Below are 19,482 nucleotides of genomic sequence, written 5' to 3'. Positions count from 1 at the left end.
CTTAAAGTCCTGTGTAGCGACAAGTTACCACTCACAGCAGACGAGCAATAACGAAACACAAGATTCTAACCTATTCCAAATATTCATCATTAAGCTACCGCGGAATAACAGACATAAAAAAGCCCACTCCGAGGAGTGGGCTTTGAGCATTTATATCCGCATATCAGCGATACACTTTAGGCGATTAAGCTTGAGAAGCTTTAACCTGAGCGTGTAGCTCTTGAACTGAAGTTACTGACGTTTTCGCGTCTGCAGTGTGCGCCATACAAGTCGCGAATGCAGCGTTTAGCGTAGTCGTGTAGTTAACTTTCTCAGCAAGTGCACCACGACGAAGAACTTTAGAATCTTCAATCGCTTGACGGCCAGCTGCAGTGTTCACGATGTACGTGTACTCGTTGTTCTTGATACGGTCAAGAATGTGAGGACGACCTTCGTGTACCTTGTTTACTAGACGTGGGTTGATGCCCGCTTCGCCAAGGATAACCGCAGTACCGTGAGTTGCGTCTAGCTGGTAACCAAGCTTAGATAGCTTAGATGCTAGGTCAACAACACGCTCTTTGTCGCCTTCGCGAACAGAAAGAAGTGCACGACCGCCTTCTGGGTAGATGTTACCACAACCCAATTCAGCTTTAGAGTATGCTTCTGCGAACGTCGCACCAACACCCATAACTTCACCAGTAGAGCGCATTTCTGGGCCTAACAGTGGGTCAACACCAGGGAACTTGTTGAATGGAAGTACAACTTCTTTCACTGAGTAGTAAGGTGGGATGATTTCTTTCGTAAAGCCTTGAGACTCTAGAGATTGACCCGCCATTACACGAGCGGCAATCTTAGCGATTGGCGCACCAGTTGCTTTAGATACGAATGGAACCGTACGTGCTGCACGAGGGTTAACCTCGATTAGGTACACTTCATTGTTCTTAACAGCAAACTGCGTGTTCATCAGACCACGAACACCCAACTCGAACGCTAGCTTTTCAACTTGCTCGCGCATTACGTCTTGGATTTCTTGGCTTAGCGTGTATGCAGGAAGAGAACATGCTGAGTCACCAGAGTGAACACCCGCTTGCTCGATGTGCTCCATAATACCGCCGATTACAACGCGCTCACCGTCACAAATCGCATCTACGTCTACTTCAACAGCGTCATCTAGGAAGCTATCAAGTAGTACTGGAGATTCGTTTGATACGCTAACTGCTTCGTTGAAGTAGCGACGTAGGTCTTGCTCGTCGTATACGATTTCCATCGCACGACCACCAAGTACGTAAGAAGGACGTACAACAAGTGGGAAGCCGATTTCACGAGATTTCTCTACCGCTTGCTCCATTGTTGTTACTGTCGCGTTTTCTGGTTGAAGTAGGCCTAGACGGTCTACAGCAACTTGGAAACGCTCACGGTCTTCTGCACGGTCGATTGCGTCTGGGCTAGTACCGATGATTGGTACGCCAGCAGCTTCAAGAGCACGTGCCAGTTTAAGTGGCGTTTGACCACCGTACTGAACGATAACGCCTTTTGGCTTCTCAACACGAGCGATTGCTAGTACGTCTTCCAGAGTTACTGGTTCGAAGTACAGACGGTCAGACGTATCGTAGTCTGTAGAAACTGTCTCAGGGTTACAGTTAACCATGATAGTTTCGTAGCCATCTTCACGTAGCGCTAGTGATGCGTGTACACAACAGTAGTCAAATTCAATGCCTTGGCCGATACGGTTTGGACCGCCGCCTAGAATCATGATTTTTTCTTTGTCTGTTGGGTTTGCTTCACACTCGTCATCGTAAGATGAGTACATGTAAGCCGTATCTGAAGAGAACTCAGCTGCACACGTATCTACACGCTTGTATACCGGGTGGATATCGTATTGGTCACGTAGACGACGGATTTCGCTTTCCGCTACACCTAGAATCTTAGATAGGCGCGCATCAGCAAAACCTTTACGCTTAAGCTTGTTTAGCTCGTCTTTATTTAGACCAGCAAAGCCTTTCGCTTTAAGTTCTTGCTCTAGCTTAACGATGTCTTCGATTTGAACTAGGAACCAACGGTCGATTTGCGTTAGGTTGAATACACCATCTACCGACATACCAGCACGGAATGCGTCAGCGATGTACCAAATACGCTCTGCGCCAGCTTCTTTAAGTTCGTGACGGATAGTCGTTAGAGCATCTGGTGCGTCTAGGTCTACCATTTCGTCAAAACCAGTCGCGCCAACTTCTAGGCCGCGAAGTGCTTTTTGTAGAGATTCTTGTTGGTTACGGCCGATAGCCATAACTTCACCAACCGACTTCATTTGCGTCGTTAGGCGGTCGTTAGCACCTGCAAACTTCTCGAAGTTAAAACGAGGAATCTTAGTTACTACGTAGTCGATTGTTGGTTCGAATGATGCTGGAGTTGCGCCGCCAGTGATGTCATTCATTAGCTCGTCTAGCGTGAAGCCAACAGCCAGTTTCGCTGCAATCTTAGCGATTGGGAAACCTGTTGCTTTAGAAGCTAGTGCAGAAGAGCGAGATACACGTGGGTTCATCTCGATGATAACCATACGGCCATCTTTCGGGTTGATACCAAACTGTACGTTTGAACCACCTGTTTCAACACCAATCTCACGCAGTACTGCTAGAGATGCGTTACGCATTAGTTGGTATTCTTTATCTGTCAGCGTTTGAGCTGGAGCCACAGTGATTGAGTCACCTGTGTGAATACCCATTGGGTCGAAGTTTTCAATCGCACATACGATGATGCAGTTGTCGTTTTTGTCACGAACCACTTCCATCTCGTACTCTTTCCAACCGATAAGTGATTCATCGATAAGAAGTTCATTAGTTGGAGATAGATCCAAACCACGACGACAGATTTCTTCAAATTCTTCTTTGTTGTAAGCGATACCGCCACCAGTACCACCCATCGTGAACGATGGACGAATGATACAAGGGAAGCCAACCATGTCTAAAACTTTGTAAGCTTCTTCCATCGTTTTCGCTGTATCAGCAGTTGGACACTCAAGGCCAATTGCTTTCATTGCTTTATCGAAGCGTGAACGGTCTTCTGCTTTATCGATAGCGTCAGCCGTTGCACCAATCATTTCAACACCGAACTCTTCAAGAACGCCGTGCTTTTCTAGGTCTAGAGCACAGTTCAATGCAGTTTGGCCACCCATAGTAGGTAGAACTGCATCAGGCTTCTCTTTAGCGATGATGTTACGCACAACTTCCCATTGGATAGGCTCGATGTAAGTTGCATCTGCCATGTCTGGGTCAGTCATGATTGTCGCTGGGTTCGAGTTTACAAGAATAACTCGGTAACCTTCTTCGCGAAGCGCTTTACAAGCTTGAGCACCAGAGTAATCGAACTCACATGCTTGACCGATAACGATCGGGCCAGCACCTAGAATAAGAATACTTTTAATGTCAGTACGTTTTGGCATTGTCTACTACTCCGAATTACGCTGTGTGCTGTTTGATTAGTTCAATAAAGTGGTCGAATAACGGCGCTGCGTCTTCTGGACCTGGGCTTGCTTCAGGGTGACCTTGGAAGCTGAATGCTGGTTTGTCTGTACGGTGAATACCTTGTAGAGAACCATCAAATAGTGATTTGTGCGTTGCACGTAGTGTCTCTGGAAGGGTTTCTTCGTCAGCAGCAAAGCCGTGGTTTTGCGAAGTAATCATCACAACATCACGATCTAAATCTTTAACCGGGTGGTTTGCGCCGTGGTGACCAAACTTCATCTTCACTGTCTTAGCGCCTGACGCAAGAGCAAGAATCTGGTGACCTAGACAGATACCGAAGATTGGTAAGCCTTTTTCTAGGAACACTTTTGTCGCTTCAATTGCGTAAGTACATGGTTCTGGGTCACCAGGGCCATTTGAAAGGAAAACACCGTCTGGGTTCAGAGCAAGTACTTCTTCAGCTGAAGTCTCAGCAGGAACAACCGTTAGGCGGCAGCCGCGGTCAACAAGCATTCGTAGGATGTTTCGTTTTGCACCGAAGTCATAAGCAACAACGTGGTATGGCAATTCTGAGTCTGCTTTCGCTTCAGGAAGTCCACCCGTAAGCGTCCACGAACCTTGTTTCCATTGATACGCTTCTTTTGTTGTAACTTCTTTCGCAAGGTCCATACCTTTCAGGCCAGGGAATTCTTTTGCTTTAGCTAGAGCCAAAGCTTCGTCTAGGTTTCCGTCGTTTACTGAAGAGCCAGCTACAATACAACCGTTCTGTGCGCCTTTTTCACGAAGAATACGCGTCAACTTACGAGTATCAATATCAGCGATACCAACAACGTTTTGCGACTTAAGGTAATCAGAAAGGGATTGTTCATTACGGAAGTTAGAAGCGATTAGAGGGAGATCGCGAATCACAAGGCCTTGAGCGTGGATTGAAGAAGATTCTTCGTCTTCGGAATTGGTTCCGGTATTGCCAATGTGAGGGTAAGTAAGGGTAACGATTTGTTGAGAATAGGAAGGATCAGTGAGGATTTCTTGGTACCCCGTCATCGAGGTATTAAAAACGACTTCACCAACTGCAGAACCTACAGCGCCAATGGCTTCACCGTGAAATACTGTCCCATCTTCTAGGACGAGTAGTGCTGACTTCTTCAAGACAACCTCCAGAAATAAAAATGCATTAAAATTGATTTAATTTGCAAATCTACCTTCCTGAAACACCAAAAACTGCGTGTTTATGGAAATTAGACAAATTGGCGGTATTTTAGTGATCTGCGTGATACGTGTCAACATTTAACTCAAAAGAAATTAAACATTTGTAAGGACTAATTCAATTTACCCCCTCAAAGCTCCAAAAGTTCAACTTTCATACGCATTTAGCTCGAATATTACGATTTTCTAATTTTCACCCCTCATTTTAGCCAACCATAGAGTGATAAAAATATCAGCAACAAAACGCAATCGATAAATACCAAGAGAAAACATGACAATTTAAAGATCTAAAACAAAAAACATACTAAAGACCACATAAACAGCATAGAAATGGAGTCAAAAAGGCGATAAGAAGAAAGTAGAAGGAAGATCGGAGAAGTGAGATTACTAAGGAAAAGGCACCAAATAAAGAAAGCGCCGGCAATTGCCAGCGCATAAATATCTATTTATAGGTCATTCAAACCAAGCACATCCGTCATGGTATAAAAGCCTGCTGGTTTATCATTTAACCAAACCGCGGCCTTGATTGCGCCATTAGCAAAGGTCATTCGATCAGTGGCTTTATGGGTAATTTCCACTCGTTCACCGATATCAGCAAACATAGCGGTGTGTTCACCAATAATGTCACCGGCACGAATCGTCGCGAAACCAATCTCATCTTTAGTGCGCTCGCCAGTAATACCCTCGCGTGACCATACAGCTACATCGTTCAGCTCGTTGCCCATAGCACCCGCAATAGCTTCGCCCATACCAATCGCAGTACCTGACGGTGCATCGACTTTATGACGGTGATGAGCCTCAACGATCTCGACATCACAGTAATCGCCCATCACTTTAGCGGCCTTCTCTAGCAGCTTAAAGACCAGGTTCACACCAACGCTGTAGTTAGGTGCCATTACGATAGCCATCTCTTTTGAAGCAGCATCAATCACCTGCTTCTCTTCTTCAGAGAAGCCCGTTGTACCGATGATCAGTTTTTTACCGTGACGTTTACAAAGTTCAATATTCGCTAATGTGCTAACAGGGGCAGTAAAATCGACAATCACATCAAACTCTTCGATGGCTTTAGACAAATCATCGACTAAAGCAACATCAAAACGACCTTCACCGCATAACTCGCCGACATCTACGCCGACCAAAGATGACTCTGGACGCTCTGAACCAGCTCCAACACTTGCTTCTGAATTATGATGAGCGGCTTTCACCAAGTTGCGGCCCATGCGGCCCGCTGCTCCTGCAATTGCAATTCTTACCACTGCGAATATCTCCATTGTTTTGGTTACCGTTGCCACTTATCTCTTGCAGCAACGTTCAATCGATTAATCTCTTTAAACTAACAACAATCTCAAACTCAGGCTAGCAATTACGAAAACTCTTTTATTACTCGCTCTAAAATTGGCACATTTGCCTCTGGGAAGGCGTATTGATTCAATGATTCTAGGCTTACCCATTCACCTTGCTGACCTTCTTTACCATAAGGCTGCTCTTCAAAATCAGTCACGAGAATGAAATCGAACTTAAGTGACTTATCCGTGTAATCAAATTCAAGATGCTCAAACAGAGACTGCTCGGTCACCTTGATACCGACCTCTTCATCAAGCTCGCGAGTCATCGCTTGCTCAATAGTTTCGCCCTCTTCAACCTTGCCACCTGGAAATTCCCAGAAGCCACCTTTGTGCTTGTCATCTGGACGCTTAGTGATAAAGACCTGTGACTTATCTTGATTGAAGATAATACCCGCTACGATATGGATTCTTTTCATTGATGGTGTTCCTTAATAAAACGCTGAACTCACATAGTCCCTAAATACGTCATCCTCAAGAAAGAGGAACGACTGAGTTGGGGATCTAAAACTACGCGAGCCTAACTAAACAAGATTCCCTACTACGCTCACTCCTCGCTATAGGGAATGACAACTTCCTTGCGTAACAAAGTAAGCCATGAAATTTACATACAAAAAGAGCCGCCTAAGCGACTCTTTATATTCTATTTGTCAGTTTTATGAAGCTAAGTTGTAGTGTATGAGAGCAAGGCGGTGGCACGGAGCTTACGACTGTAAGTGAGTACCACCAACGCAGCTATCATGCGCTACAGCAACGATTCATTAAACTTACGCGATTTTACCGTGACACTGCTTGTACTTCTTACCGCTACCACATGGGCATGGCTCGTTACGGCCAACTTTACGCTCGTCACGCACTACCGTTTGTGGAGATGCCGCTTCAGCTTCATCGTCAGCTAGCTGGTTTTCAGCTGTTGCATGTTGCGCTTGTGCACGACGCGCCGCTTCTTCAGCTTGAGCTTGACGTTGAGCTTCCATCTTTTCAACTTCTTCTTGTTGCTGAACGCGCACTTTAGAAAGGATGGTAACAACGTCTGTTTTCAGTACATCTAGTAGGCCTTCAAACAGTTCAAACGACTCGCGCTTGTACTCTTGTTTCGGGTTCTTCTGAGCATAACCACGTAAGTGGATACCTTGACGAAGGTGATCCATCGCAGCCAAGTGCTCTTTCCAAAGGCCGTCTAGCGTTTGTAGCATCACAGATTTCTCGAAGTTACGCAGTACTTGAGCACCAACCACTTCTTCTTTCTGTTTGTACGAATCAACCGCCATAGCAAGAATACGCTCACGCAATGCTTCTTCATAAAGCTTGTCGTCTTCGTCTAACCAACCTTGAATATCAAAGTCTAGATCGAAGTCATTCTTCAGACGATCTTGCAGACCCGCGATATCCCACATATCTTCAAGAGACTGAGGTGCGATGTATTCATCAATCACTGATGCCAATACATCTTCACGGTTGTGTTCGATCATCTCGCTGATATCGTCAGAGCTCATCAGTTCATCACGAAGCTCATAAACCACTTTACGTTGGTCATTGGCTACATCATCGTACTCAAGAAGCTGCTTACGAATATCGAAGTTACGACCTTCAACTTTACGTTGTGCTTTTTCAATTGAGCGAGAAAGCATCTTAGATTCGATCGCTTCGCCTTCGTCCATACCACTTTGGATAAGACCAGCCATACGATCCGATGTGAAGATACGTAGCAGAGAATCTTCCATTGATAGGTAGAAACGAGAAGAACCCGCATCACCTTGACGACCAGAACGACCACGTAGCTGGTTGTCGATACGGCGAGATTCATGACGCTCAGTACCAATGATGTGCAGACCACCTGACTCAAGCACTTTATCGTGGATTACTCTCCAGTCAGCTTTGATCTTCTCGATCTGCTCTTTGGTTGGATTCTCTAGCTTCTCAACTTGTGCCTGCCAGCTACCACCTAATACGATATCGGTACCACGACCAGCCATGTTAGTTGCGATAGTTACCGCACTCGGCATACCAGCTTGTGCAACGATCTCTGCTTCCATTTCGTGGAATTTAGCATTTAGAACGCTGTGCTTAATTTTTGCTTTTTTCAGTGCGTTAGACAGTAGTTCAGACTTCTCGATAGAAACCGTACCAACCAATGATGGCTGACCAGCAGCTACACGGTCTTTGATGTCTTCAATGATCGCATTGAACTTGTCTTCTTCGGTACGATAAACCACATCTGGCATATCGTTACGAACCATAGGCTTGTTGGTTGGGATAACCACTGTTTCTAGGCCGTAGATAGACTGAAATTCGAAAGCTTCTGTATCGGCTGTACCTGTCATACCTGACAGTTTTTCGTATAGACGGAAGAAGTTCTGGAATGTAATCGATGCTAGCGTCTGGTTTTCATTCTGAATCTTCACACCTTCTTTAGCTTCAACAGCTTGGTGTAAACCTTCAGACCAACGACGACCTGGCATAGTACGACCAGTATGTTCATCAACGATAACCACTTCGCCTTCTTCAGTAACGATGTAGTCGACGTCTTTCTCAAACAGTACGTGTGCACGCAGCGCTGCATTAACATGGTGCAATAGGCTGATATTAGTTGGAGAGTAAAGCGTGTCACCCTCTTCCATCAGGCCGTTTTTGACCATTAGCTCTTCTACAAATTCTTGACCGTTTTCAGTCAGGTGAACCTGTTTCGATTTCTCGTCCATGGTGTAGTGACCTTCACCACGGTACTCTTCAGAATCTTCTTTATCTTGGCGCTCAAGGTTAGGGATCAACGTGTTAATACGCGTGTAAAGATCTGAACTATCTTCAGCTGGGCCAGAGATAATAAGTGGAGTACGAGCTTCATCGATTAAGATTGAGTCAACCTCATCGACAACAGCAAAGAAGCGCTCACGTTGAACACGATCTTCAGCACGGAAAGCCATGTTGTCACGTAGGTAATCGAAGCCAAACTCGTTGTTTGTTCCGTATAGGATATCCGCTTGGTACGCTTCTTTCTTCTCTGGTGGAGCCATGTTTGGCACGTTTACGCCAACAGTCATACCAAGGAATTCAAATAATGGGCGGTTTGTTTCCGCATCACGCTTCGCTAGGTAGTCGTTCACCGTTACTACGTGAACACCTTTGCTAGGTAGGGCGTTAAGATAAGCTGGTAGGGTTGCTGTAAGAGTCTTACCTTCACCAGTACGCATTTCTGCAATTTGGCCAGCATTTAGAACCATGCCACCAATCATTTGCACGTCAAAGTGACGCATGCCGTAAACACGCTTAGACGCTTCACGTACCGTAGCAAATGCTTCAGGTAGAAGTTGGTCTAGCGATTCACCTTTATCTAAGCGCTCACGAAACTCAACCGTTTTTGCTTTTAGCTCTTCGTCTGAAAGAGCTTCAAACGTTGGTTCGTAGTTATTAATTTCTTTTACAATTTTTCTAAGGCGGCGCAGTGTTCTGTCATTGCGACTGCCAATTACCTTTGTCAGCAGCTTAGTAATCATGTGCTTGGAATCTCTTCGTTCTCAGATCGTCCGCGATCTATTTTAAATGCCGTCAGTGTCTCTACTAGCTATGAACTAGTCTTCAGTTACTAACCAAGGATACTGAGATAAATCTAGTATCTTTGATATTGTACTTGAGAGTAGAGTTTTCAAGGCTTGAGTTAAAATTAATGCCCTTTAGTGTAAGTAATTTTCACACCAACAACCATTTATAACCCCATTTGTTTGATGTGCTTGGAACTTTTCTTTCTAATTGCTGATGGATTAGCCAGACTGCAGCTCATTGGGAGACAACTTTCGGATGTTGACGACACTGTATCTGGAAAATAGATACAAAAAAACCAGGTCAATGACCTGGTTTTCGAAATCTTATATTGCTGTAAACAACAATTACGCTAGAACCATTCCTGGCTCAGCAAATGCAACAGGAGAGCCTACTTCTTCTTCGAATGTTGCCCATTCCCAAGCTTCTGCGTCAGCAAGTACTGCACGTAGTAGTTGGTTGTTTAGGCCGTGACCTGATTTGTATGCACGGAACTCACCAATAATAGCGTGTCCACACATGTACAAGTCACCAATCGCGTCTAGTACTTTATGAGTTACGAATTCATTGTCAAAACGTAGACCTTCTTCATTAAGAATTCGGTATTCGTCCAGTACGATAGCATTATCAAAGCTACCGCCAAGTACTAGGTTTTGAGATTGTAGATACTCAATGTCGCGCATGAAGCCGAAAGTACGAGCGCGAGAAATTTCTTTCACAAAACCTTGTGAAGAGAAATCAAACAACAAACGTTGCTCATCAGATTCAATAGCTGGGTGGTTAAAGTCGATCTCAAAGTCCATACGGAAGCCGTTAAATGGAACAAATTCTGCCCACTTATCGCCATCTTCAAAACGGATAGGCTTTTTGATACGAATAAAACGCTTCGCTGCATTCAGTGTTTCTACACCCGCTTGCTGTAGCAAGTATACGAATGGGCTTGCGCTACCATCCATAATTGGGATCTCAGGTGCATCTACTTCAACAATAATGTTGTCGATGCCCATACCCGCTAAAGCTGCGTTAAGGTGTTCCACTGTAGAGATACGTACGCCTTCGTCATTAACAAGAGCTGTACATAGCATAGTGTCACGAACTGACGCTGGATCAGCTGGGAAATCTACAGGTGGATTTACATCTGTACGACGATAAACAATACCTGTATTTGCAGCTGCCGGGCGAAGAGTAAGTGTGACTTTACGACCAGAGTGGAGACCCACACCAGTTGTTTTCACAATTTCTTTCAGAGTACGTTGTCTGATCATCTGCTTGCCTCGTTATCAGTGCTACAAATCACGGTCAGTATTTACCGACCGCGAATTTTACCATTAATTCGACGATAGTCAAATTTTGGGTATTTGTTAATCAGCCTGACGTCGTAAGAATGCTGGAATATCTAAGTATCCACTCTCTTTCTCAGCCTTAGGTGCTGCACTTTGGCTAGCGCCTGTACCTGAAGAAACAGGTGACGTTGTTGGCTGCGGCTTAACTTGAGGTTTAACCTCAGTTTTTTCTTGCAATGGTTGTGCCACTTTCTCTTCCACTTTTGGTGCAGTTTGAGCCGCTACCTGTGGTTGAGGAGTTGGTGCAACCTTAGCTTTACCACCAGCAACTAATGTAATGTCTGGTTTTTTCTCTGTGCCGATACCTGTTGCTACAACAGTTACACGGATTTCATCCGTCATATCAGGGTCTAGAGAAGTACCAATCACAACTGTTGCGTTATCAGATGCGAATGCCTTAACTGTATTACCTACTGTTTCGAATTCATCTAGACGCATATCTAGGCCTGCTGTGATGTTCACAAGAACGCCACGTGCGCCAGCTAGGTCGATGTCTTCTAGTAGTGGGCTAGAAATTGCCGTTTCAGCAGCTTCTTCAGCACGGTCTTCACCTTTTGCGATACCGCTACCCATCATTGCATGACCCATCTCAGACATTACGGTGCGAACATCCGCGAAATCGACGTTAATCATACCAGGGCGAGTAATTAGCTCAGCGATACCTTGTACAGCGTTTTTAAGTACATCATTGGCACTTGCGAAAGCTTCTAGCAGAGTTACGCCGCGGCCAAGTACTTTAAGTAGCTTCTCATTTGGAATCGTAATTAAAGAATCCACATGTTTAGAAAGCTCTTCAATACCTTGCTCAGCAAACGCTAAACGTTTTTTGCCTTCAAAGCTAAATGGCTTAGTTACAACAGCAACCGTTAGCACACCCAACTCTTTCGCAACTTCAGCAATAACTGGAGCAGCACCTGTACCAGTACCACCGCCCATACCAGCTGCGATAAATACCATATCGGCGCCAGTTAGAACTTCTTTAATTCTTTCTCGATCTTCGAGAGCTGCATCACGGCCTACTTGTGGGTTTGCACCAGCGCCCAAACCTTTAGTGATATCACCACCAATTTGGATCACGCTGCTCACGCTTGTTTTACGAAGTGCTTGTGCATCAGTGTTAACACTGATGAATTCTACGCCTTCGATTGATTCACGTACCATGTGCTCAACAGCGTTACCGCCACCGCCACCAACTCCAACGACTTTAATTACTGCATCGTCAGACATTTCCATCATCGGTTCAAACATGTGTTATCTCCGTTTTTTCCTGCAACTCAGGTTAAAACTCTTTTTGTATCCAATTACGCAATTTGCCAAATAAACCAGACATAGAAGGTGCTGAACGCTTAGGTTCGCTGTAATCACCTTCATCACTGATCTGACAATCTCTTGCGTAATGAAGTAAACCAACCGCCGTAGAATGATACGGCTCTTTAACATAGTCAGTTAAGCCACTAACTTCTAACGGCTTACCAACTCGAACTTGATTGCGGAAAACACGTTCCGCACACTCTACCAATCCGTCAATTTGTGCCGCTCCACCAGTGAGAACGACGCCAGCTGCAAGGTGGTGTTTAATACCTTCATCTCGTAGCTGTAATTGAACCGTATCAATAGTTTGGTTAACGAGACCCATAAGTTCAGTGTAACGTGGTTCAATCACTTCCGACAAAGTTTGTCGTTGCAAACTTCTCGATGGGCGACCACCAACACTTGGGACGTTAACAGAATCATCCTTGCTTACGAGTTCACTCAGAGCGCAACCATGGTTTACTTTTATCTCTTCAGCATCGCTCACTGGCGTGCCGAAAGCGAAGGCAATATCACTGGTTACTGCATTTCCTGCGTAGGAAAAGACTTCTGTGTGTCGAAGTGCGCCGCCAGTCCAAATGGAAATATCCATTGTACCCGCACCGATATCGACAACACATACTCCAAGCTCTCTCTCGTCTTCAGTAATTACCGCATTGCTTGAGGCAAGTCCTGAAAACACGATTTGTTCTACTGTGAGACCACATCGTTCAACAGCTTTAATAATGTTTCTCGCCATGTCGCTGTGGCAAGAAATTAGATGAACACTGACTTCCATTCGAACACCAGATAAACCAAGTGGATTCTTGATCCCCTCTTGATAATCGATGGTAAATTCTTGTGGAATCACGTGCAGAATTCTCTGCTCATCACCTATTTTAATTGATTTCGCGGTATGGATCGCTCGATCCATATCGTCTTGAGACACCTCTTCATCAGAAATAGTGCCCATGCCTTTTTCAATTCGGCTCGCGATATGTTTGCCCGATAGCGAGATAAACACATTGCTGATTTGGCATTCCGCCATCAACTCTGCTTGATCAATGGCTCGCTGAACTGACTTCACTACCGACTCTAGGTCGTTTACACCACCTTTATCCATACCTCTGGATGGGCTTTGCCCTGAACCAATGATATTGATTTGACCATCAGGCAATATTTCACCAACTAGAGCTGATATGGTCGCAGTGCCTATATCAAGACCAACGATTATGTTGTCATCTGCGGTCTTAGTCATCTGTGCTCTCTTCTAACTCTTGCTCTGGAAACCAACCTACAGCGGCTCCCGTATCATACCTGAGGTCGATGTAGCTCACTTGATTCGCTTTACTACCAAGTTCGTTGTAAAGCGAAATGAAGCGTTCAACACGCTCATCTAAAGAATCTTTACCTAGTTCTAAACGGATACCGTTATCTAGGATTATTTGCCAAGCGCGACGCTCATTGAGAACGAGCGAGGTAACGGTTAACCCTAGATTGTTAATCAAAGGAGTTATTTGTCGCCACTTTTCTATCACTTTTTGGCTGGTGCCGTCTGGGCCGTAAAGCTTGACTCTATCGCCCTTCAAAAGACCGATATCACCATTAAACACCTGACCATCGTCATTCAGCAGCATGTTACCGTTCCAGATTGCTGCCGCATGGTACTCAGTCAAAAATACTTTTATTGTGTCTGGCCACTGCTTACGAATGGACACCACTGAAACCCAAGGTAACGCTTCTAAACTGTCTTGCAACACACCGATGTCTTGCGACATGAACGTTCCAATATGCTCTAGCTCGCCAAAGGCATGTTGAACATCACCAGCAGTTACGTAAGTTAAGTCGCCTTGAAGTACTATTTTGGAGAGAGGCAATCGCTGATCGTCCCACATCCAAGTCAGTGTGGTATAGAAAAGAAATCCAATGAATAGCAGTACCATGACAAAAAAAGACCCGCCTACAGCGTGTTTCTTTAGCGATGGTAAACTGAATAGGTGGCGGTTTTCGCTAAAAGTACTTTCTACCAAAGCCCGCATTCCCTGTCGTTGGTTCGCAATTCTATTCCCTATCTTCGTAATAGAGGTAAAAGCACTTACTTTAACCTATGAATTATACTGAGCAAAATCAAACTATCAAACGTTGATAATAAGATTTTTGGTCAATTTTAGGTCAATCGCAAGAAGTGAGCGATCAACCACAGTCTGTATACAGTATTCTGCTACGCGTTTTGCATCTTATTAATGTCTAATTGTAGCGATTCAAGTTGCTTCGCTACACGACCAACATCACCAGCACCCTGTGTTAAAACAAGGTCTCCGCCTTGAATAACGTTGGCTAAAACCGACGGCAGCGTGTTGATATCAGCAACAAAGATGGGATCAATCTTACCACGCCCACGAATAGTTCGACTTAACGAGCGTCCGTCAGCCCCTGCAATAGGTTTCTCACCTGCAGAATAAACATCTAACAGAATAAGCACATCAACCTGCTCAAGAACGTTCGCGAAGTCATCATACAGATCGCGAGTGCGGCTATAACGGTGCGGTTGGAAGATCATCACAAGACGTTTATCAGTCCAACCACTTCGTGCAGCTTGAATGGTGACATCAACTTCGGTTGGGTGATGGCCGTAATCATCGACCAGCATTGCAACACCCTTACCCGTTTCATATTCACCAAGGTGATCGAAACGACGGCCAGTGCCTTCCGTTCCAGCCATCGCTTTTAGAATCGCTTCATCGCTGATGTCATCTTCCGTCGCAACCGCAATCGCCGCTGATGCGTTCAGTGCGTTATGGCGACCGGGAATGTTCAACGTAATATCGAGATTGGCTTTACCTTTACGAACAACCGTAAACTTGCCTTGCTGACCTTGTTGTACATAGTTTTCAATGCGGATATCAGCGTCTTCAGAGAAGCCGTAAGTAATCACTTGGCGGCTCACCTGAGGGATAAGTTCACGTACAACAGGATCATCTACACACATCACAGCCTGGCCGTAGAACGGCAGGTTGTGTAGGAAATCGATAAATGTCTGCTTTAGCGTTTCGAAATCGCCGCCGTAGGTATCCATATGATCCGCTTCAATGTTAGTTACGATACTAACCATAGGTTGCAGATGTAAAAATGAAGCATCACTCTCATCGGCTTCAGCGATAAGAATACGGCTTGAACCTAAACGTGCGTTAGTGCCAGCACTTTTAACCAAACCACCGTTTACGAAGGTTGGATCTAGGCCGGCTTCCGAGTAAATCTGTGTCACTAGCGCAGTCGTGGTTGTTTTACCGTGCGTACCTGCCACAGCAATACCGTGACGAAAACGCATCAGCTCAGCCAGCATTTCTGCACGACGAACGATCGGTGTGCGCGCTTCACGAGCTGCAATAATTTCTGGGTTTTCTTCGTTGATAGCGGTTGAAACAACCACCACACTTGCGTCGGCAACGTTACTCGCTTGGTGACCGATATAAACGGTCGCACCCTTGCTAACTAAACGATCAGTCACTGGGTTTTGAGCAATATCAGAACCCGTGATCTGGTAGCCTTCATTTAGCAAGACTTCAGCAATCCCGCTCATTCCGGCACCACCAATACCAATGAAGTGGATAGATTTAACACGGCGCATCTCTGGCACCATTGCACGGATTTGCGCTAAGTCTTGGGTATGTTCAATCGTCATCAATTCAATCTCATTATTTTGCTAAAGCTTTAATCGCTTCAGCGACGGTCACATCAGCATCAAGCTTGGCGGCTTGACGAGCTTTTGTTGCCATCATTTTTAATTCATTTCTATCAAGCTGCGCGATAGTGTTCGCTAGCTTATCAGCCGTTAGTTGAGGCTGTTCAATCATTAACGCTGCGCCACATTCAACTAAATGGTCGGCATTCAACGCTTGTTGTCTGTCTTTGTGCATAAACGGAACGAAGATAGAACCGACACCTGCCGCAGACACTTCTGATACGGTTAATGCACCTGAGCGACACACTAATAGATCTGCCCACTCATAAGCTTGCGCCACATCATCAATAAATTCAGTCACTTGAACATTACCAACAGAATGTGATTTGTATTGCTCAATAACTTGTTGTTGATTGTTCTTACCCGCTTGGTGCATCACAGTGAAGCCTTCACCAAGCTGCGCCATCGTTACTGGCAAGGTATCGTTTAGGATTTTTGCGCCCTGACTGCCGCCCATAACCAAGATGCGGATGTCACCATCACGCTCAGCCATGCGTTGCTCGGGTTCAGCTAAGGCAACCACATCTTCGCGTACTGGGTTACCCACCACTTCTGCAGTAGGAAACGCACCAGGGAAAGCTTGGAAAACCTTTTTAGCAATCTTAGACAGCCATTGGTTGGTTAAACCTGCCACTGCATTTTGTTCATGGAGAACCACTGGAATGCCAGACAACCATGCCGCGATACCACCCGGGCCACTCACGTAGCCACCCATACCAAGTACCACATCAGGCTGCCATGCTTTGATGTGTTGTCTTGCTTGAAGTATGGCATTAATAATCTGGAACGGCGCTTTAATTAACTTGCTAATGCCTTGACCACGCAGGCCTTTCACTTTGATGAAGTCGATTTCAATGCCATGCTTTGGCACTAAATCCGCTTCCATTCTGTCTGCTGTGCCTAACCAGCGAATTTCCCAACCTTGTTGCTGAAGCTTTTTCGCTACTGCTAACCCTGGGAAAACGTGACCGCCAGTACCACCAGCCATCACTATAAGTTTTTTGTTTTGTTTCATCACGTTAGATTCTTATTCTACTAATTCGTTTTGACTATCAGCTTGTTCTTTTTGTTGCATTCGGCATTCGTGGTCAATGCGCAGCAGCATTGATACCGCCACAGACATAACAATTAAACTCGAACCACCATAACTGATTAGCGGTAGGGTTAGACCTTTGGTCGGAACGATGCCAGATGCAGCACCTACGTTAACAAGCGTCTGAAACGCAAACCAAATACCAATACCAAAAGCCAGATAGCCGCTGAACACTTGATCGTGTTCAAAGGCTTTTTTACCTATCAGAATGGCTTTTAACACCAAGCTGAAGATCAACATTAATACTAAGGTAACACCGACAAAGCCAAGCTCTTCAGCCAACACAGCAAATACAAAATCGGTATGCGCTTCTGGTAAGTATTCGAGTTTTTGAATCGAGTTACCAAGCCCTTGCCCCATCCAATCACCACGGCCAAACGCCATCAATGACTGAGTTAACTGGTAACCACTGCCGAACGGGTCGTTCCAAGGTTCCCAGAATGAGGTAACACGTCGAACACGATAAGGTTCTATAACAATCAAACCGACGACCGCGGCAATACCTGCCACCATCAAGGCGATAAACTGTGAAAGCTTGGCACCAGCAATGAATAGCATGCCGAACAGGGTCACTAGCATTACGACCACAGTACCTAAATCGGGCTGGCCTAGCAGCAGCACGGCAAAAGCGCCGAATACCATGATCGGTTTACCAAAACCACCGAAGAAGGTTTTTCTCACTTCATCTTGCTTCCGAACCAAGTAGCCCGCCATAAAGATAAACAGCGATAACTTGGCGACTTCAGCGGGTTGTAAGTTAAATAGCCCTAATGGGATCCAACGCGATGCGCCGTTAACCGACTTACCGACGGCTAATACCACAATCAGCAAGAAGAAGGACAAGCCCAGTAGATACATACTGTATTGAAACCAGCGTTGCATCGGGATTTGCAATATGACGCTAGAGACACCTAACGCCAATACAAGGAAGATGGCATGACGGAACATAAAGTGAAACGGCTGATCGGTTAAACGAGCACTGATGGGGAACGAAGCAGACGTCACCATCACCAAACCTGTCAGCATTAGCCCAAGAGCAATCCACACCAATTGACGATCGTAAAGCGCCTCGGGAGTAGCACGGTTTAGCCACTGCCAGATGGATTGATTAATCTCTTTGACTCTTTGCACTGAATGTTAGTCCTTCAACACGTTAAGCATACTCATGAGCAAGCTCAGTGAACGCATCACCTCTTGCCATGAAATTATTAAATTGATCGAAGCTTGCGCACGCCGGAGACAGCATCACCATATCTCCAGCCACCAGCTGTGGCGAGATAGATTCGATTATCTGCTGCATGGTATCGAACTTTTGTGCCGATGGGTGCAGAGGCATGAATTGATCTGCATCTTCACCGAAACAACACAGCTGAACACGCTCAAGTTGCGCCAATACTGGTTCAAGCTCACTAAAGTCAGCACCTTTACCAACGCCGCCAACCAAAAGATATAACGTATCTTGATACTCCAACCCAGACAGGGCTGCCAATGTGCTGGCTACATTCGTTGCTTTGGAGTCATTAACCCATTTGATTTCGCGCTTGTCAGCCACGACTTGGCAACGATGCGTCAAACCGTTATAGGCCTTCAAAGCATCAAGACTTTTGCTGTAGTCGATACCAACTTGCTTCAATAGTGCAAGTGAGACTAACGCATTCGCCACATTGTGACGTCCAACCAATGTTAAATCTTGGGTAGCAAGGACAGGTTTACCGTGATCGACCAACCACTCAGTACTATCAATCGTTGATACACCAAACTCTTGGTTATCTAGGCCAAAAGTCAACAATGGCATTGTCTGGTCAGGGTAAGTCTCTTTGTCTTCACGATTAACAATCGCACACTGCGCGTTATTAAAGATTCTTAACTTGGCCTCACGGTAATCAGCCATGCCTTGATAGCGATCCATATGATCTTCAGACAGATTTAAGAATGCCGCAGCGGCAAGTTTTAAATTCGATGTAGTTTCTAGCTGAAAACTTGAAAGTTCAAGGACATATAAATCCGCATCAAGTTCTAGAAGGTCTAGGGCAGGAATGCCAATATTGCCGCCAACGCCAACATTAAGCCCAGCAGCCTTAGCAAGCACACCAGTCAAATCCGTCACGGTACTCTTACCGTTTGAACCAGTAATCGCCACAACAGGCTTATCTACAGCCCAACCAAACAGCTCGATGTCGCCAACGACAGGCGTACCCGCTTCAAGCACATCTTGAATTTCAGGTGTCGCTAAAGCAATGCCTGGGTTAGCAACCACCAGATCAGCCTCAGCTAGCCATTGGCTATTCCAGCTTCCAGAATGCAGCTCAACCGACTCAGGCAAAGATTCCTTTCCTGGTGGTAGCTCTCGCGTATCAATTACCTTTACGCAAGTATGGGGCTGATATTTTACGAGATGTTTAACGACAGAGAGCCCGGTAATACCGAGCCCCACAACCACTACATTTTGAATATTTTGCCAACGTTCCATTTAAACAAGATGCTCTTAATA

13 protein-coding genes are annotated in these 19,482 nt (G+C 45.4%); all 13 read right to left on the bottom strand.

Features of this window, described 5'->3' with window-relative positions:
• Positions 1-184 precede the first annotated feature (184 nt).
• The gene (gene carB / locus BCU07_RS00780; RefSeq protein ID WP_017059294.1) at positions 185-3,415 is read right to left on the bottom strand and encodes a carbamoyl-phosphate synthase large subunit; all 3,231 of its coding nucleotides are present in this window, start codon (positions 3,413-3,415) and stop codon (positions 185-187) included.
• Between the two features lie 16 nt (positions 3,416-3,431).
• Entirely contained in the window at positions 3,432-4,586 is a 1,155-nt protein-coding gene (gene carA, locus BCU07_RS00775; protein WP_010434758.1) for a glutamine-hydrolyzing carbamoyl-phosphate synthase small subunit, read from the bottom strand.
• Between the two features lie 503 nt (positions 4,587-5,089).
• On the bottom strand, positions 5,090-5,914 hold the full coding sequence (gene dapB / locus BCU07_RS00770; protein ID WP_020628676.1) for a 4-hydroxy-tetrahydrodipicolinate reductase: 825 nt from the start codon (positions 5,912-5,914) through the stop codon (positions 5,090-5,092).
• Positions 5,915-6,006: 92 nt separating this feature from the next.
• Positions 6,007-6,405, bottom strand: coding sequence for an 8-oxo-dGTP diphosphatase MutT (gene mutT / locus BCU07_RS00765; protein ID WP_017062897.1), 399 nt, complete (start codon positions 6,403-6,405; stop codon positions 6,007-6,009).
• Positions 6,406-6,753: 348 nt separating this feature from the next.
• The gene (secA, locus tag BCU07_RS00760) at positions 6,754-9,480 is read right to left on the bottom strand and encodes a preprotein translocase subunit SecA (RefSeq protein WP_017066234.1); all 2,727 of its coding nucleotides are present in this window, start codon (positions 9,478-9,480) and stop codon (positions 6,754-6,756) included.
• Between the two features lie 390 nt (positions 9,481-9,870).
• The gene (gene lpxC / locus BCU07_RS00755; protein ID WP_010434751.1) at positions 9,871-10,788 is read right to left on the bottom strand and encodes a UDP-3-O-acyl-N-acetylglucosamine deacetylase; all 918 of its coding nucleotides are present in this window, start codon (positions 10,786-10,788) and stop codon (positions 9,871-9,873) included.
• A 96-nt stretch (positions 10,789-10,884) separates the two neighbouring features.
• Positions 10,885-12,114 (bottom strand): cell division protein FtsZ, encoded by a 1,230-nt coding sequence (gene ftsZ, locus BCU07_RS00750; RefSeq protein WP_017059291.1) that lies wholly within the window; start codon positions 12,112-12,114, stop codon positions 10,885-10,887.
• Positions 12,115-12,145: 31 nt separating this feature from the next.
• Positions 12,146-13,414, bottom strand: a complete 1,269-nt coding sequence (gene ftsA / locus BCU07_RS00745; RefSeq protein WP_010434747.1) for a cell division protein FtsA — start codon at positions 13,412-13,414, stop codon at positions 12,146-12,148.
• Positions 13,407-14,099 (bottom strand): cell division protein FtsQ/DivIB, encoded by a 693-nt coding sequence (locus BCU07_RS00740; RefSeq protein ID WP_372050049.1) that lies wholly within the window; start codon positions 14,097-14,099, stop codon positions 13,407-13,409. Before BCU07_RS00740 ends, ftsA begins: the two co-directional genes overlap by 8 nt.
• 278 nt (positions 14,100-14,377) lie before the next feature.
• Positions 14,378-15,838: a UDP-N-acetylmuramate--L-alanine ligase gene (gene murC / locus BCU07_RS00735; RefSeq protein WP_102428620.1), complete on the bottom strand. Its 1,461-nt coding sequence runs from the start codon at positions 15,836-15,838 to the stop codon at positions 14,378-14,380.
• A gap of 13 nt (positions 15,839-15,851) precedes the next feature.
• Entirely contained in the window at positions 15,852-16,913 is a 1,062-nt protein-coding gene (murG, locus tag BCU07_RS00730; protein ID WP_102428619.1) for an undecaprenyldiphospho-muramoylpentapeptide beta-N-acetylglucosaminyltransferase, read from the bottom strand.
• Between the two features lie 12 nt (positions 16,914-16,925).
• Positions 16,926-18,122: a cell division protein FtsW gene (gene ftsW / locus BCU07_RS00725; protein ID WP_065584711.1), complete on the bottom strand. Its 1,197-nt coding sequence runs from the start codon at positions 18,120-18,122 to the stop codon at positions 16,926-16,928.
• A gap of 22 nt (positions 18,123-18,144) precedes the next feature.
• Positions 18,145-19,461 carry a UDP-N-acetylmuramoyl-L-alanine--D-glutamate ligase gene (gene murD / locus BCU07_RS00720; protein ID WP_102428618.1) on the bottom strand — a complete coding sequence of 439 codons (1,317 nt, stop codon included), beginning with the start codon at positions 19,459-19,461 and terminating at the stop codon, positions 18,145-18,147.
• Between the last annotated feature and the right edge of the window lie 21 nt (positions 19,462-19,482).

This window comes from Vibrio sp. 10N.261.54.E10, assembly GCF_002877735.2.
GTDB classification, from domain to species: Bacteria; Pseudomonadota; Gammaproteobacteria; order Enterobacterales; family Vibrionaceae; genus Vibrio; species Vibrio crassostreae_C.
The sequence above is the reverse complement of the archived record's forward strand: the minus strand, read 5'-3'. Positions and strand labels throughout refer to the sequence as shown.